The organism is Nonomuraea sp. NPDC001699 (assembly GCF_053596455.1).
In genome coordinates this window covers 175,884-194,880 of record NZ_JBSFGF010000005.1, presented here as the reverse complement: position 1 = coordinate 194,880, position 18,997 = coordinate 175,884, and the positions used below count along the sequence as shown (strand labels likewise).

Here is an 18,997-nt window from a genome sequence, read left to right as displayed (position 1 = left end):
GGGCGTTAATGTCTCGTAGGCGAACACCAGGAGAGAGGTCAGGCGACGTGGCGCGGCACGAGCGTACGGTGATGCTGGCCACTCTCGCCGTGCTCCAGATCGTCACGATCGTCATCGGCGTTTACGCCATGACCAGCGACTTCAACCTGAGCGCGCTGACGAGGCAGCCGTCACCGATCGGGCCGACGGCGTCTCCCCGGGGAATCCCCCCCGCCCCCGTGGTCACCTCGGGGCCTGTGCTGGCCCAGCTTTCGGCGACGTCAGGAGACGGACCTCTCCCGACTAAGAGTACTTTGACCCGCCAGCTCACCGACGCGCTGGGTGACGAAGCGCTCGGCGGCCGGGTCGGCGCGGTCGTGCTCGACGCCAGGACGGGGGCCCAGATCTTCGCCTCCAACCCCGACCTGGGCATCACCCCGGCCTCCACGAACAAGGTCGTCACGACCGCCGCGGCGCTCGCCTCGCTGGGCCCCGACACCCGCTTCTCCACCCGTGTCGTCCAGGGCCGCGCGCCCGGCGCGATCGTCCTGGTGGGCGGGGGCGACCCGCTGCTCGCCGGGCCGACGGCCAAGCCCGGCTACCCCAAGCAGGCGTCCCTCGCCACCCTGGCCGCCCGCACCGCCGCCACGCTGAAGGCGAAGGGCGTCAGGAAGGTCACGCTCGCCTACGACGACAGCCTGTTCACCGGGCCGACCCTCGCGCCCGGCTGGAAGCCGAACTACGTGCCCGACGGCGAGGCGGCTCCCGTCCACGCCCTGGCCATCGACGAGGGACGCCAGCGCCCCGGCGCCCGGCCGCGCGTGGCCGACCCGGCCGCGACCGCCGCCGCCGCCTTCGCCCGGCTCCTCCCCAAGTACGGCGTTACCGTCTCCAAGGACGTCCGCCAGGAGAAGGCCGCGGCGGGCGCCGCCGAGCTGGGCAAGGTCGACTCCGCCCCCCTCTACGCCCTGGTCGAGCACACCCTGACCCACAGCGACAACGACATGGCCGAGGCCCTGGCCAGGCACGTCGCCATCAAGGAGGGCAAGGAGGCGTCGTTCGCGGGGGCCGCGCAGGCGGTGGTCGGCGTGATGCGGCGGCTCGGCGTCACGAAGGGCGTCAGCGTCGCCGACGGCAGCGGCCTGTCCATCCGCAACCGGGTCAGCGCCGACGCCATGGCCAGGGTCATCGCCATCGCCGGCTCCGCCCAGCACCCCGAGCTGCGGGCCGTCGACTCGGGCATGCCGATCGCCGGCTTCTCCGGCACGCTGGGCAACGGCCGGCGCTTCACCCGCGCCGACAGCAAGGGCCAGGTCGGCCTCGTACGCGCCAAGACCGGCACGCTCAACAACGTCAACACCCTGGCGGGCCTGGCCACCACCAAGGACGGCCGGCTGGTCACCTTCGCCTTCCTCGCCGACGACGTGCCGGTGAACGCCGAACCCGTGCTCGACAAGCTCGCCGCGATCGTCGCGCGATCCTGAACGCCGCTTCTTCGCAGGCGTGACGAGAACAACGTACGGTGGACGCTATGCAGGTGATCGACTGGGATCTGGCCGTCACGACCGGCACGCGCCTGGTGCGCCCCGGTCCTCAGGTGAGCAAGGAGGAGGCCAGGCAGGCCGTCGCCGAGCTCCGCACGCTGTCACGTGAGGCCGAGGGCCACGTGCGCGAGTTCACGAAGATCCACACCGAGACCGCGCCGCAGCCCGCGACCATCGTCGACCGTCCGGGCTGGATCAAGGCCAACGTCGAGGGCTTCCGCGTGGTCCTCGAACCGCTGACCCAGCGCATGAGCGGTGGCTCCAACCCGCCGCCCGCCATCGTCACCGCCGTGGGCTCCCGCATCACCGGCGTGGAGGTCGGGGCCGTCCTCGCCTTCCTCGCCTCCCGGGTGCTCGGCCAGTACGAGCTGTTCCTGCCGCCCGACCCGACCGGCCAGGAGGCGACCGGCCGCCTGACGCTCGTGGCGCCCAACATCGTCCACGCCGAGCGCGAGATGAACGTCGTGCCGCGCGACTTCCGCCTGTGGGTGTGCCTCCATGAGGAGACCCACCGGGTGCAGTTCACCGGCGTGACCTGGCTGCGCGAGTACGTCCGGTCGCAGATGACCGAGTTCCTGCTCGCCTCCGACCTCGACCTGCCCACGCTGCTCGACCGTCTGCGCAACGCCGCCGACACGGTGGCCGACGTCGTCAGGGGCGGCGAGGGCAACCTGATCGACGCCATCCAGTCGCCCGCCCAGAAGGAGATCCTCGACCGGCTGACGGCCGTGATGACCCTGGTCGAGGGCCATGGCGACTTCGTCATGGACGCCGTGGGCCCGTCGGTGGTCCCGTCCGTCTCGGAGATCCGCGCCAAGTTCGCCCAGCGCCGCGAGGGCGGCTCCCGGGTCGACCGCACGGTGCGGCGCCTGCTGGGCATCGAGGTCAAGATGAAGCAGTACGCCGAAGGCTCGGCGTTCGTCCGCAAGGTGGTCGACCAGGTCGGCATGGACGGCTTCAACAAGGTCTGGACGTCCCCTGAGACCCTGCCCACGATCGCCGAGATCGCCGACCCCGACGCCTGGATCCACCGCGTCATCGGCACCCCCGCCCTGCCCGCCTGACCTCAACCCCCACCAAGGTCTCACCAAACCCGCCGCGGCGTGCGGCGGGTTCCGGCAGCCGGGACAATGGCTCTCGTGGGTCCCCATCCAGCCGTAGCCGACGTGCGCAGGGCCGTGCGCGAGGCGCTGGCCGACCTCGGCGGCACCGGCGCGCTGGTGCTGGCCGCGTGCAGCGGCGGCGCCGACTCCCTCGCCCTGGCGGCGGCGCTGGCCTTCGTCGCCCCCCGCGCCGGTCTGCGCGCGGGCCTGGTCACGGTCGACCACCAGCTCCAGCCGGGCTCGGCCGACCGGGCCCGGCAGGTCACCGGGATCGCCGCCGGGCTCGGCCTGGCCCCGGCGGAGGTGCTCACCGTCACCGTCGGCACCGAGGGCGGCCCTGAGGCCGCCGCCCGCGACGCCAGGTACACCGCGCTGGCCGAGGCGGCCGACCGCCTCCAGGCCGCCGCCGTCCTGCTCGGCCACACCCGCGACGACCAGGCCGAGACCGTGCTGCTGGGCCTGGCCAGGGGGAGCGGCCTGCGCTCGATCTCCGGCATGGCCGCCCGGGCGGGCCGCTACCGCCGGCCCTTCCTCGACCTGTCCAGGGCCACGACGGTCGCCGCCTGCCGTGCGATGTCCCTCGACCCTTGGGACGACCCCCACAACGACGACCCCCGTTACACCCGCGTCCGCGTCAGGAGGCGCATCCTGCCGATGCTCGACGAAGAGCTCGGCCCGGGGGTGGCCGAAGCGCTCGCGCGGACCGCCAGAATGGCTCGGGAGGACGCCGACGCCCTCGATCAGTGGGCCGAAACGGCGTTCCCGAATTGCGCTCTAAGCGATATCGGGCCGTCCGTCACACTGTCCGTACCGGAGTTGGAAAAACTGCCCGACGCCGTACGACGGAGGGTGCTGAGGCGCGCGGCCATCGCGGCGGGCACGCCGTCCGGAGCGCTTTCCGCCACCCACGTGCTGGCGGTCGATCGGCTGGTCACACAATGGCGCGGCCAGAAGGCGGTCGATCTACCCGGAGGTCTGTCCGCAGTTCGGCGGTATGGCACCCTGATAGTCGCCATCAGTCCCATCGTTTAAGGAACCACAGGTGGACGCTGCCGACATGGGCAAAGACCTGGAGAAGGTCCTCATCCCCGAGGACGACCTCCAGGCCAAGATCAAAGAGCTTGCCGGGCGCATCGACGAGGACTACGCGGGCAAGGACGTCCTGCTCGTGGGCGTGCTGAAGGGCGCGGTCATGGTGATGGCCGACCTGGCCAGGGCGCTGCACGTGCCCGTGCAGATGGACTGGATGGCGGTGTCGTCCTACGGCGCGGGCACCAAGTCCTCCGGCGTCGTACGGGTGCTGAAAGACCTCGACACCGACATCTTGAACCGCCACGTCCTGATCGTCGAGGACATCATCGACTCCGGCCTCACCCTTCACTGGCTGCTGGAAAACCTGAAGTCGCGCAACCCGGCCTCGTTGGAGATCTGCGCGGCGCTGCGCAAGCCCGACGCGGTGAAGGTGCCGATGGACGTGAAATACGTCGGCTTCGACATTCCCAACGAGTTCGTCATCGGCTACGGGCTCGACTACGCGGAGCGCTACCGCAATTTGCCGTTCATCGGAACGCTCGCGCCGCACGTTTATAAGTAGTAATCCCGGCCATGGCCGGGAACATCGCGCAACGTGACGTACGTTGATAGGGCAAGACCGGTGTAGCGGGCGGGTCCCTCCGCGCGCCGTGCCGGTGTACCTTCAGACTCCGGAAGGGTGACCGCAAGTCCCCTTCGGGTAGTCAGAAGTCGCGGTGTCGGATGCCGCGGCCCCGGGCCAGCCCGGGGTTCCAGGCCATGGTCAGGAAGGGACGGGCCCGCAAGGGGTTCCGCATCGGATGGATCTCAAGCGATTTACACGTGGGCCACTGCTGTGGATCCTGGGCATCGTCGTGCTGCTCCTGCTCGTCACCCAGCTCTGGAGCGGCGGGGGCAATTTCAAGCAGGCCGACACGTCCACGGTTCTCCAACAGATTCGCGCCGGCAATTTCACCAGCGCCAAGGTCGTCGACAAGGACAATCGGGTCGAGCTCACCCTCGCCAAGCCGATCGTCGTCCGGCCGGGTGACGCCCCGGCGAAGCTGATCCAGTCCAACTGGGTCAGCGGTTACGGCGCGAAGCTGACCGACGAGCTGCAGGCTCAGGTCGACGCCGACAAGACGAAGAGCTTCACCACCGAGGTGCCCCAGGAGAACTTCCTGCTCAGCATCCTGGTGAGCTTCCTGCCGATCGTCATCATCGTGCTGATCTTCCTGTTCATCATGAACCAGATGCAGGGCGGCGGCTCCCGGGTGATGAACTTCGGCAAGTCGAAGGCCAAGCTCATCACCAAAGACACCCCCAAGACGACGTTCGCCGACGTCGCCGGCGCCGACGAGGCCATCGAGGAGCTCCAGGAGATCAAGGAGTTCCTGCAGGCCCCGGCCAAGTTCCAGGCGATCGGCGCGAAGATCCCCAAGGGCGTGCTGCTCTACGGCCCGCCCGGCACCGGCAAGACCCTGCTGGCCCGCGCGGTCGCGGGCGAGGCGGGCGTGCCCTTCTACTCGATCTCCGGTTCCGACTTCGTCGAGATGTTCGTCGGCGTCGGCGCCTCCCGAGTGCGTGACCTGTTCGAGCAGGCCAAGGCCAACGCCCCCGCGATCATCTTCATCGACGAGATCGACGCCGTCGGCCGCCACCGCGGCGCGGGCCTGGGCGGCGGTCACGACGAGCGCGAGCAGACCCTCAACCAGCTGCTCGTCGAGATGGACGGCTTCGACGTCAAGGGCGGCGTGATCCTCATCGCCGCGACCAACCGGCCCGACATCCTCGACCCGGCGCTGCTGCGTCCCGGCCGGTTCGACCGGCAGGTCACCGTCGACCGCCCCGACCTGGAGGGCCGTAAGGGCATCCTCAAGGTCCACGGTCGCGGCAAGCCGTTCGCGCCCGACGTCGACCTCGACGTCATCGCGCGCCGCACCCCCGGGTTCACCGGCGCCGACCTGGCCAACGTGATCAACGAGGCGGCCCTGCTCACCGCGCGGGCCGACCAGAAGCTGATCACGATGGAGGTCCTGGAGGAGTCGATCGACCGTGTCATGGCAGGGCCCGAGCGCAAGTCGCGGGTCATGTCCGACAAGGAGAAGAAGATGATCGCCTATCACGAAGGCGGTCACGCGTTGGTGGCGCACGCGCTGCCCAACTCCGACCCGGTCCACAAGATCACCATCCTGTCCCGCGGTCGCGCCCTCGGTTACACGATGACGCTGCCGATGGAGGACAAGTTCCTGGCCACCAGGTCCGAGATGATGGACCAGCTCGCGATGCTGCTCGGCGGCCGCGCGGCGGAGGAGCTCGTCTTCCACGAGCCCACCACCGGCGCCTCCAACGACATCGAGAAGGCCACGGCGGTCGCCCGCCGCATGGTGACCGAGTACGGCATGAGCGAGCAGCTCGGCGCCCGTAAGTTCGGCACCGGCCAGGCCGAGGTCTTCCTCGGCCGCGAGATGGGCCACGAGCGCGACTACTCCGAGAAGATCGCCTCCTCCATCGACGAGGAGGTCCGCCGGATGATCGAGACGGCGCACGACCAGGCCTGGGACATCCTGGTCGAATACCGCGACGTGCTCGACAACCTGGTGCTGGAGCTCATGGAGAAGGAGACCCTCTCCCGCGAGCAGGTCCTGCAGATCTTCGCCCCGGTGGTCGTCAAGGAGCACAGGCCCTCGTACGCGGGCTACGGCAAGCGGCTCCCGTCCGACCGCCCGCCGATCCTGACCCCGAAGGAGCAGTCGGCCAACGGCTCGCTCACCTCCGGCCACCAGGACGCCTTCCAGTCCGGGGACAGTGCGTGACCCAGCACGAGGTCGACCTGGGGCGGATCGAGAAGGCCGTCCGCGAGATCCTCTACGGCATCGGTGAGGATCCCGACCGCGACGGCCTGCTCGATACGCCCGCCAGGGTCGCCCGCGCGATGGCCGAGCAGTTCTCCGGGCTCGGCCAGACGCCCGAGGACGTGCTCAACAAGGTCTTCGACGTCGACCACGACGAGATGGTGCTGGTCAGGGACATCGAGGTCTACTCGACCTGCGAGCACCATCTGGTCCCGTTCCACGGCGTGGCCCACGTGGGCTACATCCCCAACGAGCGCGGCCAGGTGACCGGGCTGTCCAAGCTGGCCCGGCTGGTCGACGTCTTCGCCCGCCGTCCGCAGGTGCAGGAGCGCATGACCTCGCAGATCGCCGACGCCCTCATGCGGGTGCTGGAGCCGCGCGGGGTCATCGTCGTGGTCGAGGCCGAGCACTTGTGCATGACGATGCGCGGCGTGCGCAAGCCGGGGGCCAAGACGGTCACGTCGGCGGTCCGCGGCGACTTCCGTACCAGCGACAAGACCCGCTCCGAGGCGATGGCGCTGATCCTCGGCAGGTGACGATCGTTATCCACAACTGGGGACCCGAGATGTCGGCAGGTGTGGGGGAACGCCTAGGCTTGCCCCATGACTAGCGTGCCCATCAACGTGCCGGGCGGTACGGAGCGGTGCCTCGTCATGGGCGTGGTCAACGTGACCCCCGACTCCTTCTCCGACGGCGGCCTGTGGTTCGACGAGGAGGCCGCCGTCCAGCACGGTCTCGACCTGGTGCGGGAGGGGGCCGACATCGTCGACGTGGGCGGTGAGTCCACCCGTCCCGGCGCCGCCCGGGTGTCGCTGGAGGAGGAGCTGGCCAGGGTCGTCCCGGTGATCCGGGCGCTCGACGCCGAGGGCGTCGCGGTGAGCGTCGACACGATGCGCGCCGAGGTGGCCAGGGCCGCGGTCGAGGCGGGCGCCAGGCTCGTCAACGACGTGAGCGGCGGCCTGGCCGATCCCGCGATGCCGCGCGTGGTCGCCGCCACGGGGGCGCGCTACGTGGTGATGCACTGGCGTGGCCACAGCCATGACATGGACAGCCGCGCCGTCTACGCCGACGTCGTGACAGAGGTGCGCGAGGAGCTGAGCAAGCGGGTCGACCTGGTGCTGGCCGAGGGGGTGTCGCCGGAGCAGATCGTGCTCGACCCGGGCCTCGGCTTCGCCAAGAACGCCGAGCACAACTGGGCGTTGCTGGCCGGCATCCCGCAGCTCGCCGAGCTGGGCTACCCGCTGCTGATCGGGGCCTCCCGCAAGCGCTTCCTCGGGCGGCTGCTGGCCGGCCCCGACGGCGCACCCCGCCCGTTCAGCAGGAGCGACGACGCAACGCTGGCGGTGACCGCGCTGGCGGCGCAGGCGGGGGCCTGGTGCGTGCGCGTGCACGAGGTAGGTCCCAATGCCGATGCCGTGCGCGTGGCGGCCGCATGGAAGAGAGCCGGAGCAGGCACATGAGCGTCGACACTGCCGCCATCGAGACGGTCAACCAGGAGTTCTACACCGCGATCGAGAGCGCCGATCTCGACAAGATGACCGAGATCTGGGCCGAGGACACCGCCGACGACCAGGTGAGCTGCGTCCACCCGGGCTGGACGTTGCTGACCGGCCGGTCGGAGGTGCTGCGGTCGTGGGCGCTGATCATGGCCAACACCACCTACATCCAGTTCGTGCTGACCGACGTCAACACGACCGTGCTGGGCGACGTGGCCGTGCTCACCTGCGTGGAGAACATCCTGACGGCGGGCGAGGAGGGGGAGTCCAGCTTCGCCGCGGGCAAGGTGGTGGCCAGTAACGTCTACATCCGCACCTCACAGGGCTGGCGGTTGTGGATGCACCACGGCTCCCCGGTGCTCCAGGGAGACGACGACGAGGACGAGGAGGGCGAGCTTGAGGTCTGACCGCATCGCTCTCAAGGGCCTGCGGGCCAGGGGCAGGCACGGCGTCCTGCCCGCCGAGCGGGAGCTCGGCCAGGAGTTCGTGGTCGACGCGACGTTGTTCCTCGACACCGCCCCGGCGGCGGCCGGCGACGATCTCACCAAGACCGTCCACTACGGCGAGCTGGCTCAGGCGCTGGTCGAGGTGGTCGAGGGTGAGCCGGTCGAGCTGATCGAGACGCTGGCGCAGCGGCTGGCCGACGTCTGCCTGGCCAGTGAGCTGGTCGACAAGGTCGAGGTGAGTGTGCACAAACCGGCGGCGCCGATCCCGCTGCCGTTCGACGATGTGATCGTGACGATCGAGAGGAGCCGCACATGAAGGCCGTCCTCGCGCTCGGCAGCAACCTGGGCGAGCGGTTCCAGACGTTGCAGGGGGCCATCGACACGATGTTCGACGCCCCGGGCCTGGAGTTCGTCAAGGTGTCCCCGGTCTACGAGACCGATCCGGTCGGAGGGCCCGCCGGGCAGGAGCCGTATCTCAACGCGGTCGTGGTCGCCGAGACCGAGCTGCCGCCGCGTACGCTGCTCGAACGGGCGCTGGGCGTGGAGAACGCCTACGGGCGGGTGCGTGAGGAGCGGTGGGGGCCGCGCACGCTCGACGTCGACCTGATCGTCGTCGGCGAGACCGTGTCCGACGACCCCGAGCTGACGCTGCCGCATCCCCGGGTGCACGAGCGCGCGTTCGTGCTGGTGCCCTGGTCGGTGGTCGACCCCGAGGCCACGGTGCCGGGCAGGGGCCGGGTGGCCGACCTGCTGGCCGGGCTCGACCGGCACGGCGTGCACCTGCGCGACGACCTGAAGCTGCAGAGGCCCGATTGAGGCCGACGCATCCCGGCCGGCTGGCCGCTCTCCTCCTCGTCGTCGCCCTGGTCGTCTGGGCGGCGGTCCGGCACTTCTACTCCGACCTGCCCATCATGCCCTGGACGGCCATCCCGACCGTGCTGCTGCTGGCCCTCGGCGAGGGCTACAGCGGGTGGGTGACCAAGGCCAGGATCGCCAGGAAGCCGGACACCAAGCCGGTCGAGCCGCTGGCGGTGGCCCGGCTGGCGGCGCTGGCCAAGGCGTCGGCGTACGCGGGGGCGGTGTTCGCGGGCATGTTCGCCGGGTTCGCCGCGTACACGCTGCAGATCTTCGACCGGGAGACGCCGCGTTCGGAGTTCTTCGTGGCGGCCGGGTCGTTCGTGGCCTGCGTGGTGCTCGTCTGCGCGGCCCTCTACCTCGAACACTGCTGCCGCATCCCCAAGGACTCCGACGAGCGCAAGTCCGACTAGCGCGTCTTGGCGGAGGGGCGGCGGCGGCCGAAGAGGTAGATGACCGGAAGCGTGCAGATCAGCGGCCCGACGATGGCGATCGGCCGCTCCAGCCACCACTTCAGGTCCGGCGGGATCTTCGTGCCGAGGTTGCCGAACAGCCACCACGACAGCCCTAAGGCGATCGCCATGCCGGTCGTGTGGAAGAGGAACAGCGGCAGGGCGTAGCGGTTGATGAAGGAGTTCGCGCGGGCCCAGCGGGGGCGTTCGAGCACCCGTTCCATGGCCGGGCGCAGCACCTCGACCAGGCCGATCTGGAAGATCAGCAGGGCGACGATGACGAACGTGGGCGGCGCCATGTTCGACCACTTGTCGCCGGGCACGCCGACCATCGAGCCCGGGTAGATGCCCGAGTAGACCAGGCCGATCAGGGCGAACAGGCCGGTCCACAGGATGCCGACGTCGTACCGCCTCGGCAGGACGACGATCCGGTCGTAGAAGAAGCCCGCCTGGTGGGCCAGACCCCAGACGATGATCATGTTGAGCCAGCCGGCCCACTCGTAGCCGTAACGGAAGCGTACGACGTCCACGACCAGGGCCGAGCCGCCGAGCCAGATGAGGGCCAGCACGTCGTAGCGTCTGTGCAGGTACAGGGCCACCGGCAGCAGCGCGATCAGCACCAGGTAGACGCCGAGGAACCACAGCGGGCTGAGCACGAGCAGCACCACCCGCCACATCCACTCCACGTGGAAGGCCCAGGTGACGACCGCGCCGACGGAGATCCACACGCCGCACAGGAACAACGCGGGCAGGGACAGCGCGCGGATGCGCCGCCACACGAACGCCCCGATGCCGACGCCGCGCGCCTGGGCCCGGTTCCAGGACAGCAGGTGCACGTGGCCGCCGACGTAGAAGAACAGCGGCAGCACCTGGAGCAGCCAGGTCAGGATCCACAACCCGGAGGTGAAGCCGAGCGGGCTGGTGGGCTCGGGCCCGGTGGGCTTCCACTCCAGGATCGTGAACGCCCAGTGCCAGACCACCACGACGATGAGGCTGAGGGCGCGCAGCCAGTCGACGTACTTGTCGCGTTCGGGGGTGCTCACTTGTCGATGTCACCCACGACGAAGAACATCGAGCCGAGAATGGCGATCATGTCGGCCACCAGGGTCCCGGGCAGCAGTTCGCGCAGCGCCTGGACGTTGCCGAACGACGCCGAGCGCAGCTTGAGCCGCCACGGCGTCTTGTCGCCCTTGGAGACCAGGTAGTAGCCGTTGATGCCGAGCGGGTTCTCCGTCCACGCGTACGTGTGGCCCTCCGGCACCTTGAGCACCTTCGGCAGGCGCTGGTTGACCGGCCCGGGAGGCAGCTCGCGCAGCCGGGCGACGCACGCGTCGGCCAGGTCGAGGGAGACCTTGAGCTGCTCGAACAGCACCTCGAACCGGGCATGGCAGTCGCCGTCGCGCCGGGTGACGACCTTGACCGGCAGCTCCCCGTACGCCAGGTACGGGTCGTCGCGCCGCAGGTCGAGATCGACGCCGGAGGCGCGGGCGATGGGCCCGCTGACGCCGTACTGGAGGATCTGCTCGCGGGTCAGCACACCGACGCCCTTGGTGCGGGCGAGGAAGATCTCGTTGTTCAGGATGAGGTTCTCGATGTCGGGCACCCGGCGGCGGGTCTCGGCCACGGCCTCGGCGACCCGGTCGAGCCAGCCGAGCGGCAGGTCCTCCTTCAGGCCGCCGACCCGGTTGAACATGTAGTGCATGCGCCCGCCGGAGATCTCCTCCATGACGGCCTGGATGCGTTCGCGCTCGTTGAAGGCGTAGAAGACGGGGGTGATCGCGCCCAGTTCGAGGGGGTAGGAGCCGAGGAACATCAGGTGGTTGAGCACCCGGTTGAGCTCGGCCAGCAGCGTACGCGCCCACACGGCCCTGACCGGCACCTCCATGCCGAGCAGCCGCTCGGCGGCCAGCACGACGCCCAGCTCGTTGGCGAACCCCGACAGCCAGTCGTGCCGGTTGGCGAGCATGATGATCTGGCGGTAGTCGCGGACCTCGAACAGCTTCTCCGCGCCCCGGTGCATGTAGCCGATGATCGGCTCGGCCGCCGTGATGCGCTCGCCGTCGAGGGTGAGCCGGAGCCTGAGCACGCCGTGCGTGGAGGGGTGCTGGGGACCGATGTTGAGGATCATGTCCTCGGTCGCCAGCTCCTTCGCGCCGGCGCCGATCCCGACCACGCGTTCCGTCATAGGGCCCATGCTGCCACCGTCCCGCAAGGTGAGCCAGCGTGGGGGATGGTCAAGGAATCGTATGGCAACGCATCCCGAAGCCAGACATGGGGATCAATACCGGGAACGGGGGGAGAAAGCACTGTGAGAAGAGTTCTGTTTGATGTGGCGGCCCTGATCTCCCGGGTGGTACTCGGCGTGATCTTCGTGGTCCACGGCTGGCAGAAGTGGCAGGGCGGGCTGGGTGCCGCGGCGGGACAGTTCCGGGAGATGGGCATACCCATGCCTGGGTTGTCCGCCGGATTCGCCGCCATTGTGGAGCTGATCGGCGGCGTCCTGTTGATCCTCGGCCTGCTGGTCCGGCCGGTGGCGTTGTTGCTGCTCATCGACATGATCGGCGCGATCGTCTTCGTGCACGCAGGACACGGGGTGTTGTCGCAGAACGGGGGATGGGAGCTGCCGGGCGCGCTCGGCGCGCTCTCGCTGATGCTCGCCGCGCTGGGTGGCGGCCGCATTGGCCTCGACGGCATCGTCCACTCGATGTTCCGCCGCCGCAAGGAACGCCGGATCGCCGAGGACGACCTCGCCGCGCACCGGCCGGCCCGGCGTGCCGAGCCGACGACGGTCGTCACCGAGGGGCCCGTGACACAGCCCGGCCCGGAGAGCGGCCCGACGCGACCCGAGGGCGGCCCGACGACGCCGGTCCGGCCCGAGGGCGAGGTCGAGCAGCCCAACGTGCCGAGGCAGCCCAACGCGCCGCGCCCCGGGCACCTCAACGACGAGGACATGAGGGACATCGACGCCCTGGTGTCCGACGAGCCGCCCCACCCGAAGCCGCCCAACCGCTGAGCTCAGCGGCCGACCAGGTCCCGCAGGGCCTCGACCAGGCGGTCGACGTGCTCCTGCGTGCTGCCGATGCCGATGGAGGCGCGTACCGCGGAGGCGGTCCCGTCCTCGCAGCCGCCGTCCGAGGTGCCCAGCAGGTGCCGGACGAACGGGTGCGCGCAGAACTTCCCGTCACGCACGCCGATGCCGTACTCGCCGGACAGCGCCTCGGCCACCTCCCGGGCCGAGTAGCCGTCCACGACGAACGACACGATCCCCACCCGGGGGTGGTCCTCGCCCCACAGCGACAGCTCGCGCACCCCCTCGATCGACGACAGCCCGGTACGCAGCCGGGCGATCAGGCGCTCCTCCTCGCGCACCAGCTCCGTCCACCCGGTGGCGGTGAGCGCGTCGCAGGCGGCGGCCAGGGCGATGGCGCCGAGCACGTTGGGGGTGCCGGCCTCGTGGCGGGGCTCGGGGTCGTCGTGCCACTCGGTGGTCTCGCCGACCGAGCGCACCGCGCCGCCGCCCTTCAGGTACGGCTCGCCCTCGGCCAGCCAGTCACGGCGTCCGATCAGCACGCCGGCGCCGAAGGGCGCGTACAGCTTGTGGCCGGAGAAGGCCACGTAGTCCAGGTCGAGCGCGGTCAGGTTGAGCCTGCGGTGCGGGACGAGCTGGGCGGCGTCCACCAGGATGCGGGCGCCGTGCCGGTGGGCGATGTGGGCCAGGGCGGCGATGGGCCACAGTTCGCCGGTGACGTTGGAGGCGGCGGTGACCACGAGCAGCTTGGGGCCCTCGATCCCGGCCAGCGCCTCGTCGGCGGCGCGGACGGCCTCGCCGGGGAAGGCGGGCGGCGCCAGGCGCACGGACCGCGCCCAGGGCAGCAGCGAGGCGTGGTGCTCGGAGTCGAAGACGACGGCGGTCGCGTCCTCGGGCAGGCAGCGGGCCAGCAGATTGGTGGCGTCGGTGGTGTTGCGGGTGAAGATGACGGCGTCGTCGGCACGGGCGCCGACGAAGGCCCTGACCGTGTGGCGGGCCTGCTCGTACCGGGCGGTGGTGAGCTGGGAGGCGTAGCCCGCGCCGCGGTGGACGCTGGAGTAGGCCGGGAGCGCGGCGGCGACGGCGGCGCTGACCGGCTCAAGACAGGGGGCGCTGGCGGCGTAGTCGAGGTTGGCGTAGCTGACCAGGCGGCCGCCCTTGACCGGCACCTCCAGGTCGGCGCCGAGCACGGCGGGGATCGGCCGTCCGGAGGCGGCGACGGGGGCGGCGGGGGTCTCGGCGGCCTGGGCGGGCACGGAGTTGAAGATCGTCAAAGTGGACATGGCACGGCTCCTCACGGGGTCGGTCGGACCCCTGGGAACAGCCACGGAGCCCGCGCTTGCCCGCCACACCTCGTGACGGACCAGGTCTTCACCCGGGGCACCCCGCCGCGGACGCGAGGGTTGCCGGCCAGCTAGCCGGGGCTTGTCGCTGGCACTCATGACCTACGACGGCACTATAACCGACACCGGGGCACGATTCGCAAGCCCAGCAGGTCAACCCGTCTCATAAGATGAAATAGTGCGCTTTGATCCCTGGAATCCGGATTTCGTCGTCGACCCCTATCCGGCGTACGACGAGCTGAGGCGCGAGGCGCCCGTACGCTACTTCGAGCCGTCCAACCAGTGGCTGATCTCCCGGCACGCGGACGTGAACGCGCTGCTCAGAGACCGCCGGCTGGGCCGCGACTACACCCACGTCGCCACGCACGAGGAGTTCGGCCGGCAGCCCGAGCCGGAGTTCCAGGAAGCCTTCTGGCGCGTCAGCAGGAACGGCATGCTGGAGGTCGAGCCGCCGGACCACACGAGGCTGCGCCGGCTGGTGTCCAAGGCGTTCACGCCCCGCATGGTCGAGTCGCTGCGCCCGCGCGTCCGGGCCATCGCCGAGAGCCTGATCGACGCGTACGTCGAGAAGGGCGGCGGCGACCTGATCGCCGAGGTCGCCGAGCCGCTGCCGGTCACCGTCATCGCCGAGATGCTCGGCGTGCCCGAGCAGGACCGTCACCTGCTGCGCCCGTGGTCGGCCGACATGTGCGGCATGTACGAGCTCAACCCCAGCCTGGAGACCCAGCACCAGGCGGTGCGCGCGGCCGAGGAGTTCGAGTCCTACCTCAAGGACCTGGCCCGCGAACGCATCGCCAACCCCGGCGAGGACCTGGTCAGCGCCCTGGCCGCGATCCCCGAGCTGACCCTCGACGAGCTGGCCGGCACCTGCGTCCTGCTGCTGAACGCGGGCCACGAGGCCACGGTCAACGTCTCCGGCAACGGCTGGCGGGCCCTGCTGAAGAACCCCGGCGAGCTGGCCCGGCTGCGCGCCGACCGTTCGCTGCTGCCGACCGCCATCGAGGAGCTGCTGCGCTACGACACCCCGCTCCAGCTCTTCGAGCGCTGGGTGCTGGAGGACATCGAGGTCCACGGCGTGCGGATCCCGCGCGGCTCGGAGGTGGCCTGCCTGTTCGGCTCGGCCAACAGGGACCCCGAGGTGTTCGAGGACCCGGACCGGCTCGACCTGGGCCGCCCGGACAACCCGCACATCTCCTTCGGCGCGGGCATCCACTTCTGCCTGGGCGCGCCGCTGGCCAGGATCGAGCTGACGGAGTCGTTCACCGCGCTGCTGGACCGGGTCGGGACGATCGAGCTGCGCGCGGAGCCGGTCTACAAGCCCGGGTTCGTCATCCGCGGCCTGCGCTCGCTCGACCTCGACGTCACCGGCTCTGGCTGAGCCAGCCGAACCCGCCCAGCCCGGCCGGATCGATCAGCTCGGCCTCCTCCGACGCCCTCGACAGCGCCCGTACGTAGGCGCGCGGATCGGCGGCGGCGAGGTCGACCGGCGGCCGGGCGCCGGTGAGGCCCAGCGCCCGCAGCATGTCGCGCTGTGTGGACAAGGTTGTGGATATCGCGCCGGCCCGCCGCCCGGCCTCGGCGCACGCGTCGAGGGCGACGTGGGCGGTGATGTCGCAGGTCCCGTCGGGGACGGGGGCCACGACCGCGCCGCCGCGGTAACCGGTCAGCGTGCCACAGAGCGGTCGGTTATCCACAGGGTGTGCATAATCCACGGCTATCGCCCGGCCGTGGGTGAGACGTACCAGAACGGAGGCCCAGGCGTCGTCGCGGGGGCGGCCGATCTCGGCGCGGGTGCCCACGTGCGGCAGCGGCCACCAGCGTTCGAGCCATTCGCGGTCGGCGGGCCGCAGCGGGCCGCCGAGGCGCTCCTCGCCGGTCCTGGTGTTGACCATGACCAGACGGGGGCCGCCGGAGGTCTGCTCGGCCACGTCGAGCGGGATGTTGTCGAGCCACTCGTTGGCGACGGCCAGCCCGGTGATGCTGGAGGGCAGGCAGCGGCTCCACTCCACCTGCTCGGGCAGCCCGGCGGGCCTGGACGAAAGGTCGACGCACGTGACCCGGAGCCGGTCGCGCAGAGCGGGCTCGGCCGCCGCGAGGATGCGGCTGACCAGCACCCCCTCGCCCGCGCCGACGTCGACCAGGTCGAGCCGCTCGGGGGAGCCGAGCTCGGAGTCCACCTCCGCCAGCAGGGCCAGGACCGCCTCCGCGAACACGGCCGAGGCTCCGACCGAGGTGCGGAAGTGGCCCGAGGGGCGTTCGCGGAGGTAAAAGCCCTCCTCGCCGTAGAGCGCGCGTTCCGTGGCGGCGCGCCAGGTGAGCCACATGAGGGTGACTATCTCATGACCGAAGGGTTCGACACGCAGAGTTGTCCATTGACTACTCTTGGTCGCTACATTGCGCTAACGTTTACGCACTGTCACAGAGCGACTGCGTTTCGCCCATCCGCGGTAAGCGGCGAGCCGGATCGCTCCACCGAAAGCATTGCGGCCCTGAGGCCGCAGACTGAGAGGAGCCCCCCGTGAAGAAGACTCTGGTCATGGCAGGTGCCATCGCCCTCCTGGCCCTGGCGGCCCCCGCGTACGCCGACGATGTCACCCACGGCAACAACGGCATCCTGAGCGGCAGCCCGATCCACCTCCCCATCACCGCCGTCGTGCCCGTCTGCGGCAACAACATCGGCATCCAGGCGGTGCCGATCAACGGCTGCCAGGGGAGCCCCAACACCGCGGTCTACAGCCGCTGAGGCAGGGAGAGCCCGGACCGCTCGCGCGCGGTCCGGGCTCTGATCCCGGCCGGTCAGTCGGCGGATGACCGGTCAGTGCACCTCCAAGAGGTCGCATCCAGGCGGGCGTCGGGTTGTCAGGACTCGGCGCCCGTCGTCGTGCGTGGACCCCTCTCCTCATCTCTTTCGACAGGGGGTGCATGATTCGTATGCCCCTGTCGCATTTGTCGTTAACTCAACGGGCGGCAAAGCGCCGGACATGCCGGAACGTGTTCGACGGCCCCCGACCTGTCGGCCCCCGCCCGCCGGTTACGCTGGTCCGCAGTGCCTTCACGGTGCCACCACGGTGCCGTTGCGGTCGACAGGGGTGAGACGTCATGGACGCAGGTGATCGCCCGGCACGGCTGACCGTCGGCGTGCTCGGTGCGGGCAAGGTCGGCTCCGTGCTCGGCGCCGCGCTGGCTCAGGCGGGCCACCGGATCGTGGCCGCGAGCGGGGTCTCCGACACCTCGCGCAGATGGGCCGCCGACCGGCTCGGGGTCGAGTTGACCCGGCCCGACGAGGTGGTGGCCGCCTCCCAGCTCATCCTGCTGACCGTTCCCGACGACGCGCTGCCCGACCTCGTGGCCGGGCTGGCCCGCACGGGCGCCGACCTCAAGGGCAAGCTGCTCGTCCACGCCAGCGGCGCGTACGGCCTGTCGGTGCTCGACCCGGCCGCGCAGGCGGGTGCGTTGCCGCTCGCGCTCCACCCGGTCATGACCTTCACCGGCCGCGACGACGACCTCAACAAGATCACTGGCATCTCGTTCGGCGTGACCGCGCCCGACCTGCTGCGACCGGTCGCCGAGGCCCTGGTGATCGAGATGGGCGGCGAGCCGGTCTGGATCGCCGAGAGCGACCGCGCGCTCTACCACGCGGCCCTGGCCAACGCCGCCAACCACATGGTCACGCTCATCGCCGAGTCCGAGGAGCTGCTGCAGCGCATCGGCGTCGAGCACCCGGGGCGCATGCTGGGCCCGCTGCTCGGCGCGGCGCTCGACAACGTGCTGCGGCTGGGCATCGCCGGGCTCACCGGGCCGGTCGTCCGCGGCGACGCGGGCACGGTGCGCAAACACGTCGACGCGCTGATCCTGGCCGCTCCGGAGGCCGCCGACGCCTACATCGCGCTGGCCCGGCTCACCGCCGACCGGGCACTGGCCGCGGGGCTGCTCAAACCGGAGGAGGCCGAGCGGCTGCTCGACGCGCTTGGGGGCAATATATGGACCTGACCGTCGGGTGTGGAGGGCAGCAATGGATCTGATCGTGGCCGGCGACCGGGACGACCTGGCGAAGGCTCGGGGCGAGGGGCGGGTGGCGCTGGTCCCGACCATGGGCGCGCTGCACGAGGGCCACCGGTCGCTGATGAGGGCCGCTCGCGTACGCGCCGACCAGGTCGTGGTCAGCATCTTCGTCAACCCTCTGCAATTCGGGCCTAACGAGGATTTTTCACGCTATCCCCGTACATTCGAGGCCGATCTCGACGTGTGCCGGGAGGAGGGCGTCGGCGTCGTGTTCGCGCCCTCGCCGCAGGACATGTACCGCCCCGATCGTCAGGTCAGCGTCTGCGCGGGCGAGATGGGCTCGATCGTCGAGGGCGCGTCCAGGCCGGGCCACTTCGACGGCGTGCTGACGGTGGTGCTCAAGCTGTTCAACCTGGTGCGACCCGACCTGGCGATCTTCGGCCAGAAGGACGCCCAGCAGCTCGCCGTCATCCGCCGCATGGTGGCCGACCTCGACCTGTCCATCGAGATCGTCGGGGCGCCCACCGTACGCGAGCCCGACGGCCTGGCCCTGTCCAGCCGCAACCGTTACCTGTCGGCCGGCGACCGCACGGTCGCGCTGGCCCTGTCCCGTGCCCTGCGGGCGGGTGCGGTCGAGCTGACCGCCGGCGCGATGCGGGCCACCGCCCGCGCGGTGCTCGCCGAGGCCGGGCCCGAGCTCGACCTCGACTACTTGGCGCTGGTCGATCCGGCCACGTTCAAGGAGGTCGACGACTCCTACGAAGGCTCGGCCGTGCTCGCCGTGGCGGCCAGGGTGGGCGGCACCCGGCTGATCGACAACGTCGTGGTGAGCGTGCGCCCCTGATCCGTACGGCCCCCGGGGCATGTCCACGCTGCGGCAGGC

At 70.5% G+C, this 18,997-nt stretch carries 20 protein-coding genes and 1 riboswitch; of the genes, 16 read left to right on the top strand and 4 right to left on the bottom strand.

The window, feature by feature from the left end:
* Positions 1 to 47 precede the first annotated feature (47 nt).
* From dacB to ACWCSU_RS17480, 11 genes are all read left to right on the top strand, one after another.
* Positions 48 to 1,463 carry a D-alanyl-D-alanine carboxypeptidase/D-alanyl-D-alanine endopeptidase gene (dacB, locus tag ACWCSU_RS17530; protein WP_357702211.1) on the top strand — a complete coding sequence of 472 codons (1,416 nt, stop codon included), beginning with the start codon at positions 48 to 50 and terminating at the stop codon, positions 1,461 to 1,463.
* A 47-nt stretch (positions 1,464 to 1,510) separates the two neighbouring features.
* The gene (locus ACWCSU_RS17525) at positions 1,511 to 2,587 is read left to right on the top strand and encodes a zinc-dependent metalloprotease (protein ID WP_357702213.1); all 1,077 of its coding nucleotides are present in this window, start codon (positions 1,511 to 1,513) and stop codon (positions 2,585 to 2,587) included.
* 66 nt (positions 2,588 to 2,653) lie between these two features.
* Complete coding sequence (tilS, locus tag ACWCSU_RS17520) at positions 2,654 to 3,658, top strand: tRNA lysidine(34) synthetase TilS (RefSeq protein WP_449936015.1); 1,005 nt, start codon at positions 2,654 to 2,656, stop codon at positions 3,656 to 3,658.
* A 10-nt stretch (positions 3,659 to 3,668) separates the two neighbouring features.
* Positions 3,669 to 4,220: a hypoxanthine phosphoribosyltransferase gene (hpt, locus tag ACWCSU_RS17515; protein ID WP_357702217.1), complete on the top strand. Its 552-nt coding sequence runs from the start codon at positions 3,669 to 3,671 to the stop codon at positions 4,218 to 4,220.
* Positions 4,221 to 4,458: 238 nt separating this feature from the next.
* The gene (gene ftsH / locus ACWCSU_RS17510) at positions 4,459 to 6,453 is read left to right on the top strand and encodes an ATP-dependent zinc metalloprotease FtsH (RefSeq protein ID WP_357702219.1); all 1,995 of its coding nucleotides are present in this window, start codon (positions 4,459 to 4,461) and stop codon (positions 6,451 to 6,453) included.
* The gene (gene folE / locus ACWCSU_RS17505) at positions 6,450 to 7,028 is read left to right on the top strand and encodes a GTP cyclohydrolase I FolE (RefSeq protein ID WP_357702221.1); all 579 of its coding nucleotides are present in this window, start codon (positions 6,450 to 6,452) and stop codon (positions 7,026 to 7,028) included. Before ftsH ends, folE begins: the two co-directional genes overlap by 4 nt.
* A 66-nt stretch (positions 7,029 to 7,094) precedes the next feature.
* Positions 7,095 to 7,952 carry a dihydropteroate synthase gene (gene folP, locus ACWCSU_RS17500; protein WP_449936010.1) on the top strand — a complete coding sequence of 286 codons (858 nt, stop codon included), beginning with the start codon at positions 7,095 to 7,097 and terminating at the stop codon, positions 7,950 to 7,952.
* Positions 7,949 to 8,395, top strand: coding sequence for a nuclear transport factor 2 family protein (locus tag ACWCSU_RS17495; protein WP_352318611.1), 447 nt, complete (start codon positions 7,949 to 7,951; stop codon positions 8,393 to 8,395). Before folP ends, ACWCSU_RS17495 begins: the two co-directional genes overlap by 4 nt.
* The gene (gene folB / locus ACWCSU_RS17490; protein ID WP_357702223.1) at positions 8,385 to 8,750 is read left to right on the top strand and encodes a dihydroneopterin aldolase; all 366 of its coding nucleotides are present in this window, start codon (positions 8,385 to 8,387) and stop codon (positions 8,748 to 8,750) included. Before ACWCSU_RS17495 ends, folB begins: the two co-directional genes overlap by 11 nt.
* Positions 8,747 to 9,250: a 2-amino-4-hydroxy-6-hydroxymethyldihydropteridine diphosphokinase gene (gene folK / locus ACWCSU_RS17485; RefSeq protein WP_357702225.1), complete on the top strand. Its 504-nt coding sequence runs from the start codon at positions 8,747 to 8,749 to the stop codon at positions 9,248 to 9,250. Before folB ends, folK begins: the two co-directional genes overlap by 4 nt.
* The gene (locus ACWCSU_RS17480) at positions 9,247 to 9,702 is read left to right on the top strand and encodes a DUF3180 domain-containing protein (protein WP_357702227.1); all 456 of its coding nucleotides are present in this window, start codon (positions 9,247 to 9,249) and stop codon (positions 9,700 to 9,702) included. The genes folK and ACWCSU_RS17480 overlap by 4 nt, the downstream gene beginning before the upstream one ends.
* Here ACWCSU_RS17480 and ACWCSU_RS17475 read toward each other — a convergent pair.
* On the bottom strand, positions 9,699 to 10,784 hold the full coding sequence (locus ACWCSU_RS17475; RefSeq protein ID WP_357702229.1) for an acyltransferase family protein: 1,086 nt from the start codon (positions 10,782 to 10,784) through the stop codon (positions 9,699 to 9,701). The two genes, ACWCSU_RS17480 and ACWCSU_RS17475, sit on opposite strands and share 4 nt — an antisense overlap.
* Positions 10,781 to 11,926: an NADH-quinone oxidoreductase subunit D gene (locus tag ACWCSU_RS17470; protein WP_357702231.1), complete on the bottom strand. Its 1,146-nt coding sequence runs from the start codon at positions 11,924 to 11,926 to the stop codon at positions 10,781 to 10,783. Before ACWCSU_RS17470 ends, ACWCSU_RS17475 begins: the two co-directional genes overlap by 4 nt.
* A gap of 123 nt (positions 11,927 to 12,049) precedes the next feature.
* Here ACWCSU_RS17470 and ACWCSU_RS17465 point away from each other — a divergent pair, with 123 nt between their 5' ends.
* Entirely contained in the window at positions 12,050 to 12,754 is a 705-nt protein-coding gene (locus ACWCSU_RS17465) for a DoxX family protein (protein ID WP_357702233.1), read from the top strand.
* 2 nt (positions 12,755 to 12,756) lie between these two features.
* Here the strand turns inward: ACWCSU_RS17465 and ACWCSU_RS17460 are convergent, their stop codons facing one another.
* Entirely contained in the window at positions 12,757 to 14,052 is a 1,296-nt protein-coding gene (locus ACWCSU_RS17460) for an aminotransferase class V-fold PLP-dependent enzyme (RefSeq protein WP_449936006.1), read from the bottom strand.
* Positions 14,053 to 14,099: 47 nt separating this feature from the next.
* Positions 14,100 to 14,215: riboswitch (SAM riboswitch) on the bottom strand.
* 75 nt (positions 14,216 to 14,290) lie between these two features.
* On the opposite strand from ACWCSU_RS17460, the gene ACWCSU_RS17455 reads away from it, so the two are divergent.
* Positions 14,291 to 15,490 (top strand): cytochrome P450, encoded by a 1,200-nt coding sequence (locus ACWCSU_RS17455; RefSeq protein WP_364084075.1) that lies wholly within the window; start codon positions 14,291 to 14,293, stop codon positions 15,488 to 15,490.
* Here ACWCSU_RS17455 and ACWCSU_RS17450 read toward each other — a convergent pair.
* On the bottom strand, positions 15,474 to 16,436 hold the full coding sequence (locus ACWCSU_RS17450) for an SAM-dependent methyltransferase (protein WP_449936004.1): 963 nt from the start codon (positions 16,434 to 16,436) through the stop codon (positions 15,474 to 15,476). The genes ACWCSU_RS17455 and ACWCSU_RS17450 overlap by 17 nt on opposite strands.
* A gap of 194 nt (positions 16,437 to 16,630) precedes the next feature.
* Between ACWCSU_RS17450 and ACWCSU_RS17445 the strand changes: the two genes are divergently transcribed.
* From ACWCSU_RS17445 to panC, 3 genes are all read left to right on the top strand, one after another.
* Positions 16,631 to 16,855: a chaplin family protein gene (locus ACWCSU_RS17445; protein ID WP_352358570.1), complete on the top strand. Its 225-nt coding sequence runs from the start codon at positions 16,631 to 16,633 to the stop codon at positions 16,853 to 16,855.
* 356 nt (positions 16,856 to 17,211) lie between these two features.
* On the top strand, positions 17,212 to 18,102 hold the full coding sequence (locus ACWCSU_RS17440) for a Rossmann-like and DUF2520 domain-containing protein (RefSeq protein WP_357702241.1): 891 nt from the start codon (positions 17,212 to 17,214) through the stop codon (positions 18,100 to 18,102).
* Positions 18,103 to 18,124: 22 nt separating this feature from the next.
* On the top strand, positions 18,125 to 18,958 hold the full coding sequence (gene panC / locus ACWCSU_RS17435; protein ID WP_449936001.1) for a pantoate--beta-alanine ligase: 834 nt from the start codon (positions 18,125 to 18,127) through the stop codon (positions 18,956 to 18,958).
* Positions 18,959 to 18,997: the final 39 nt, after the last annotated feature.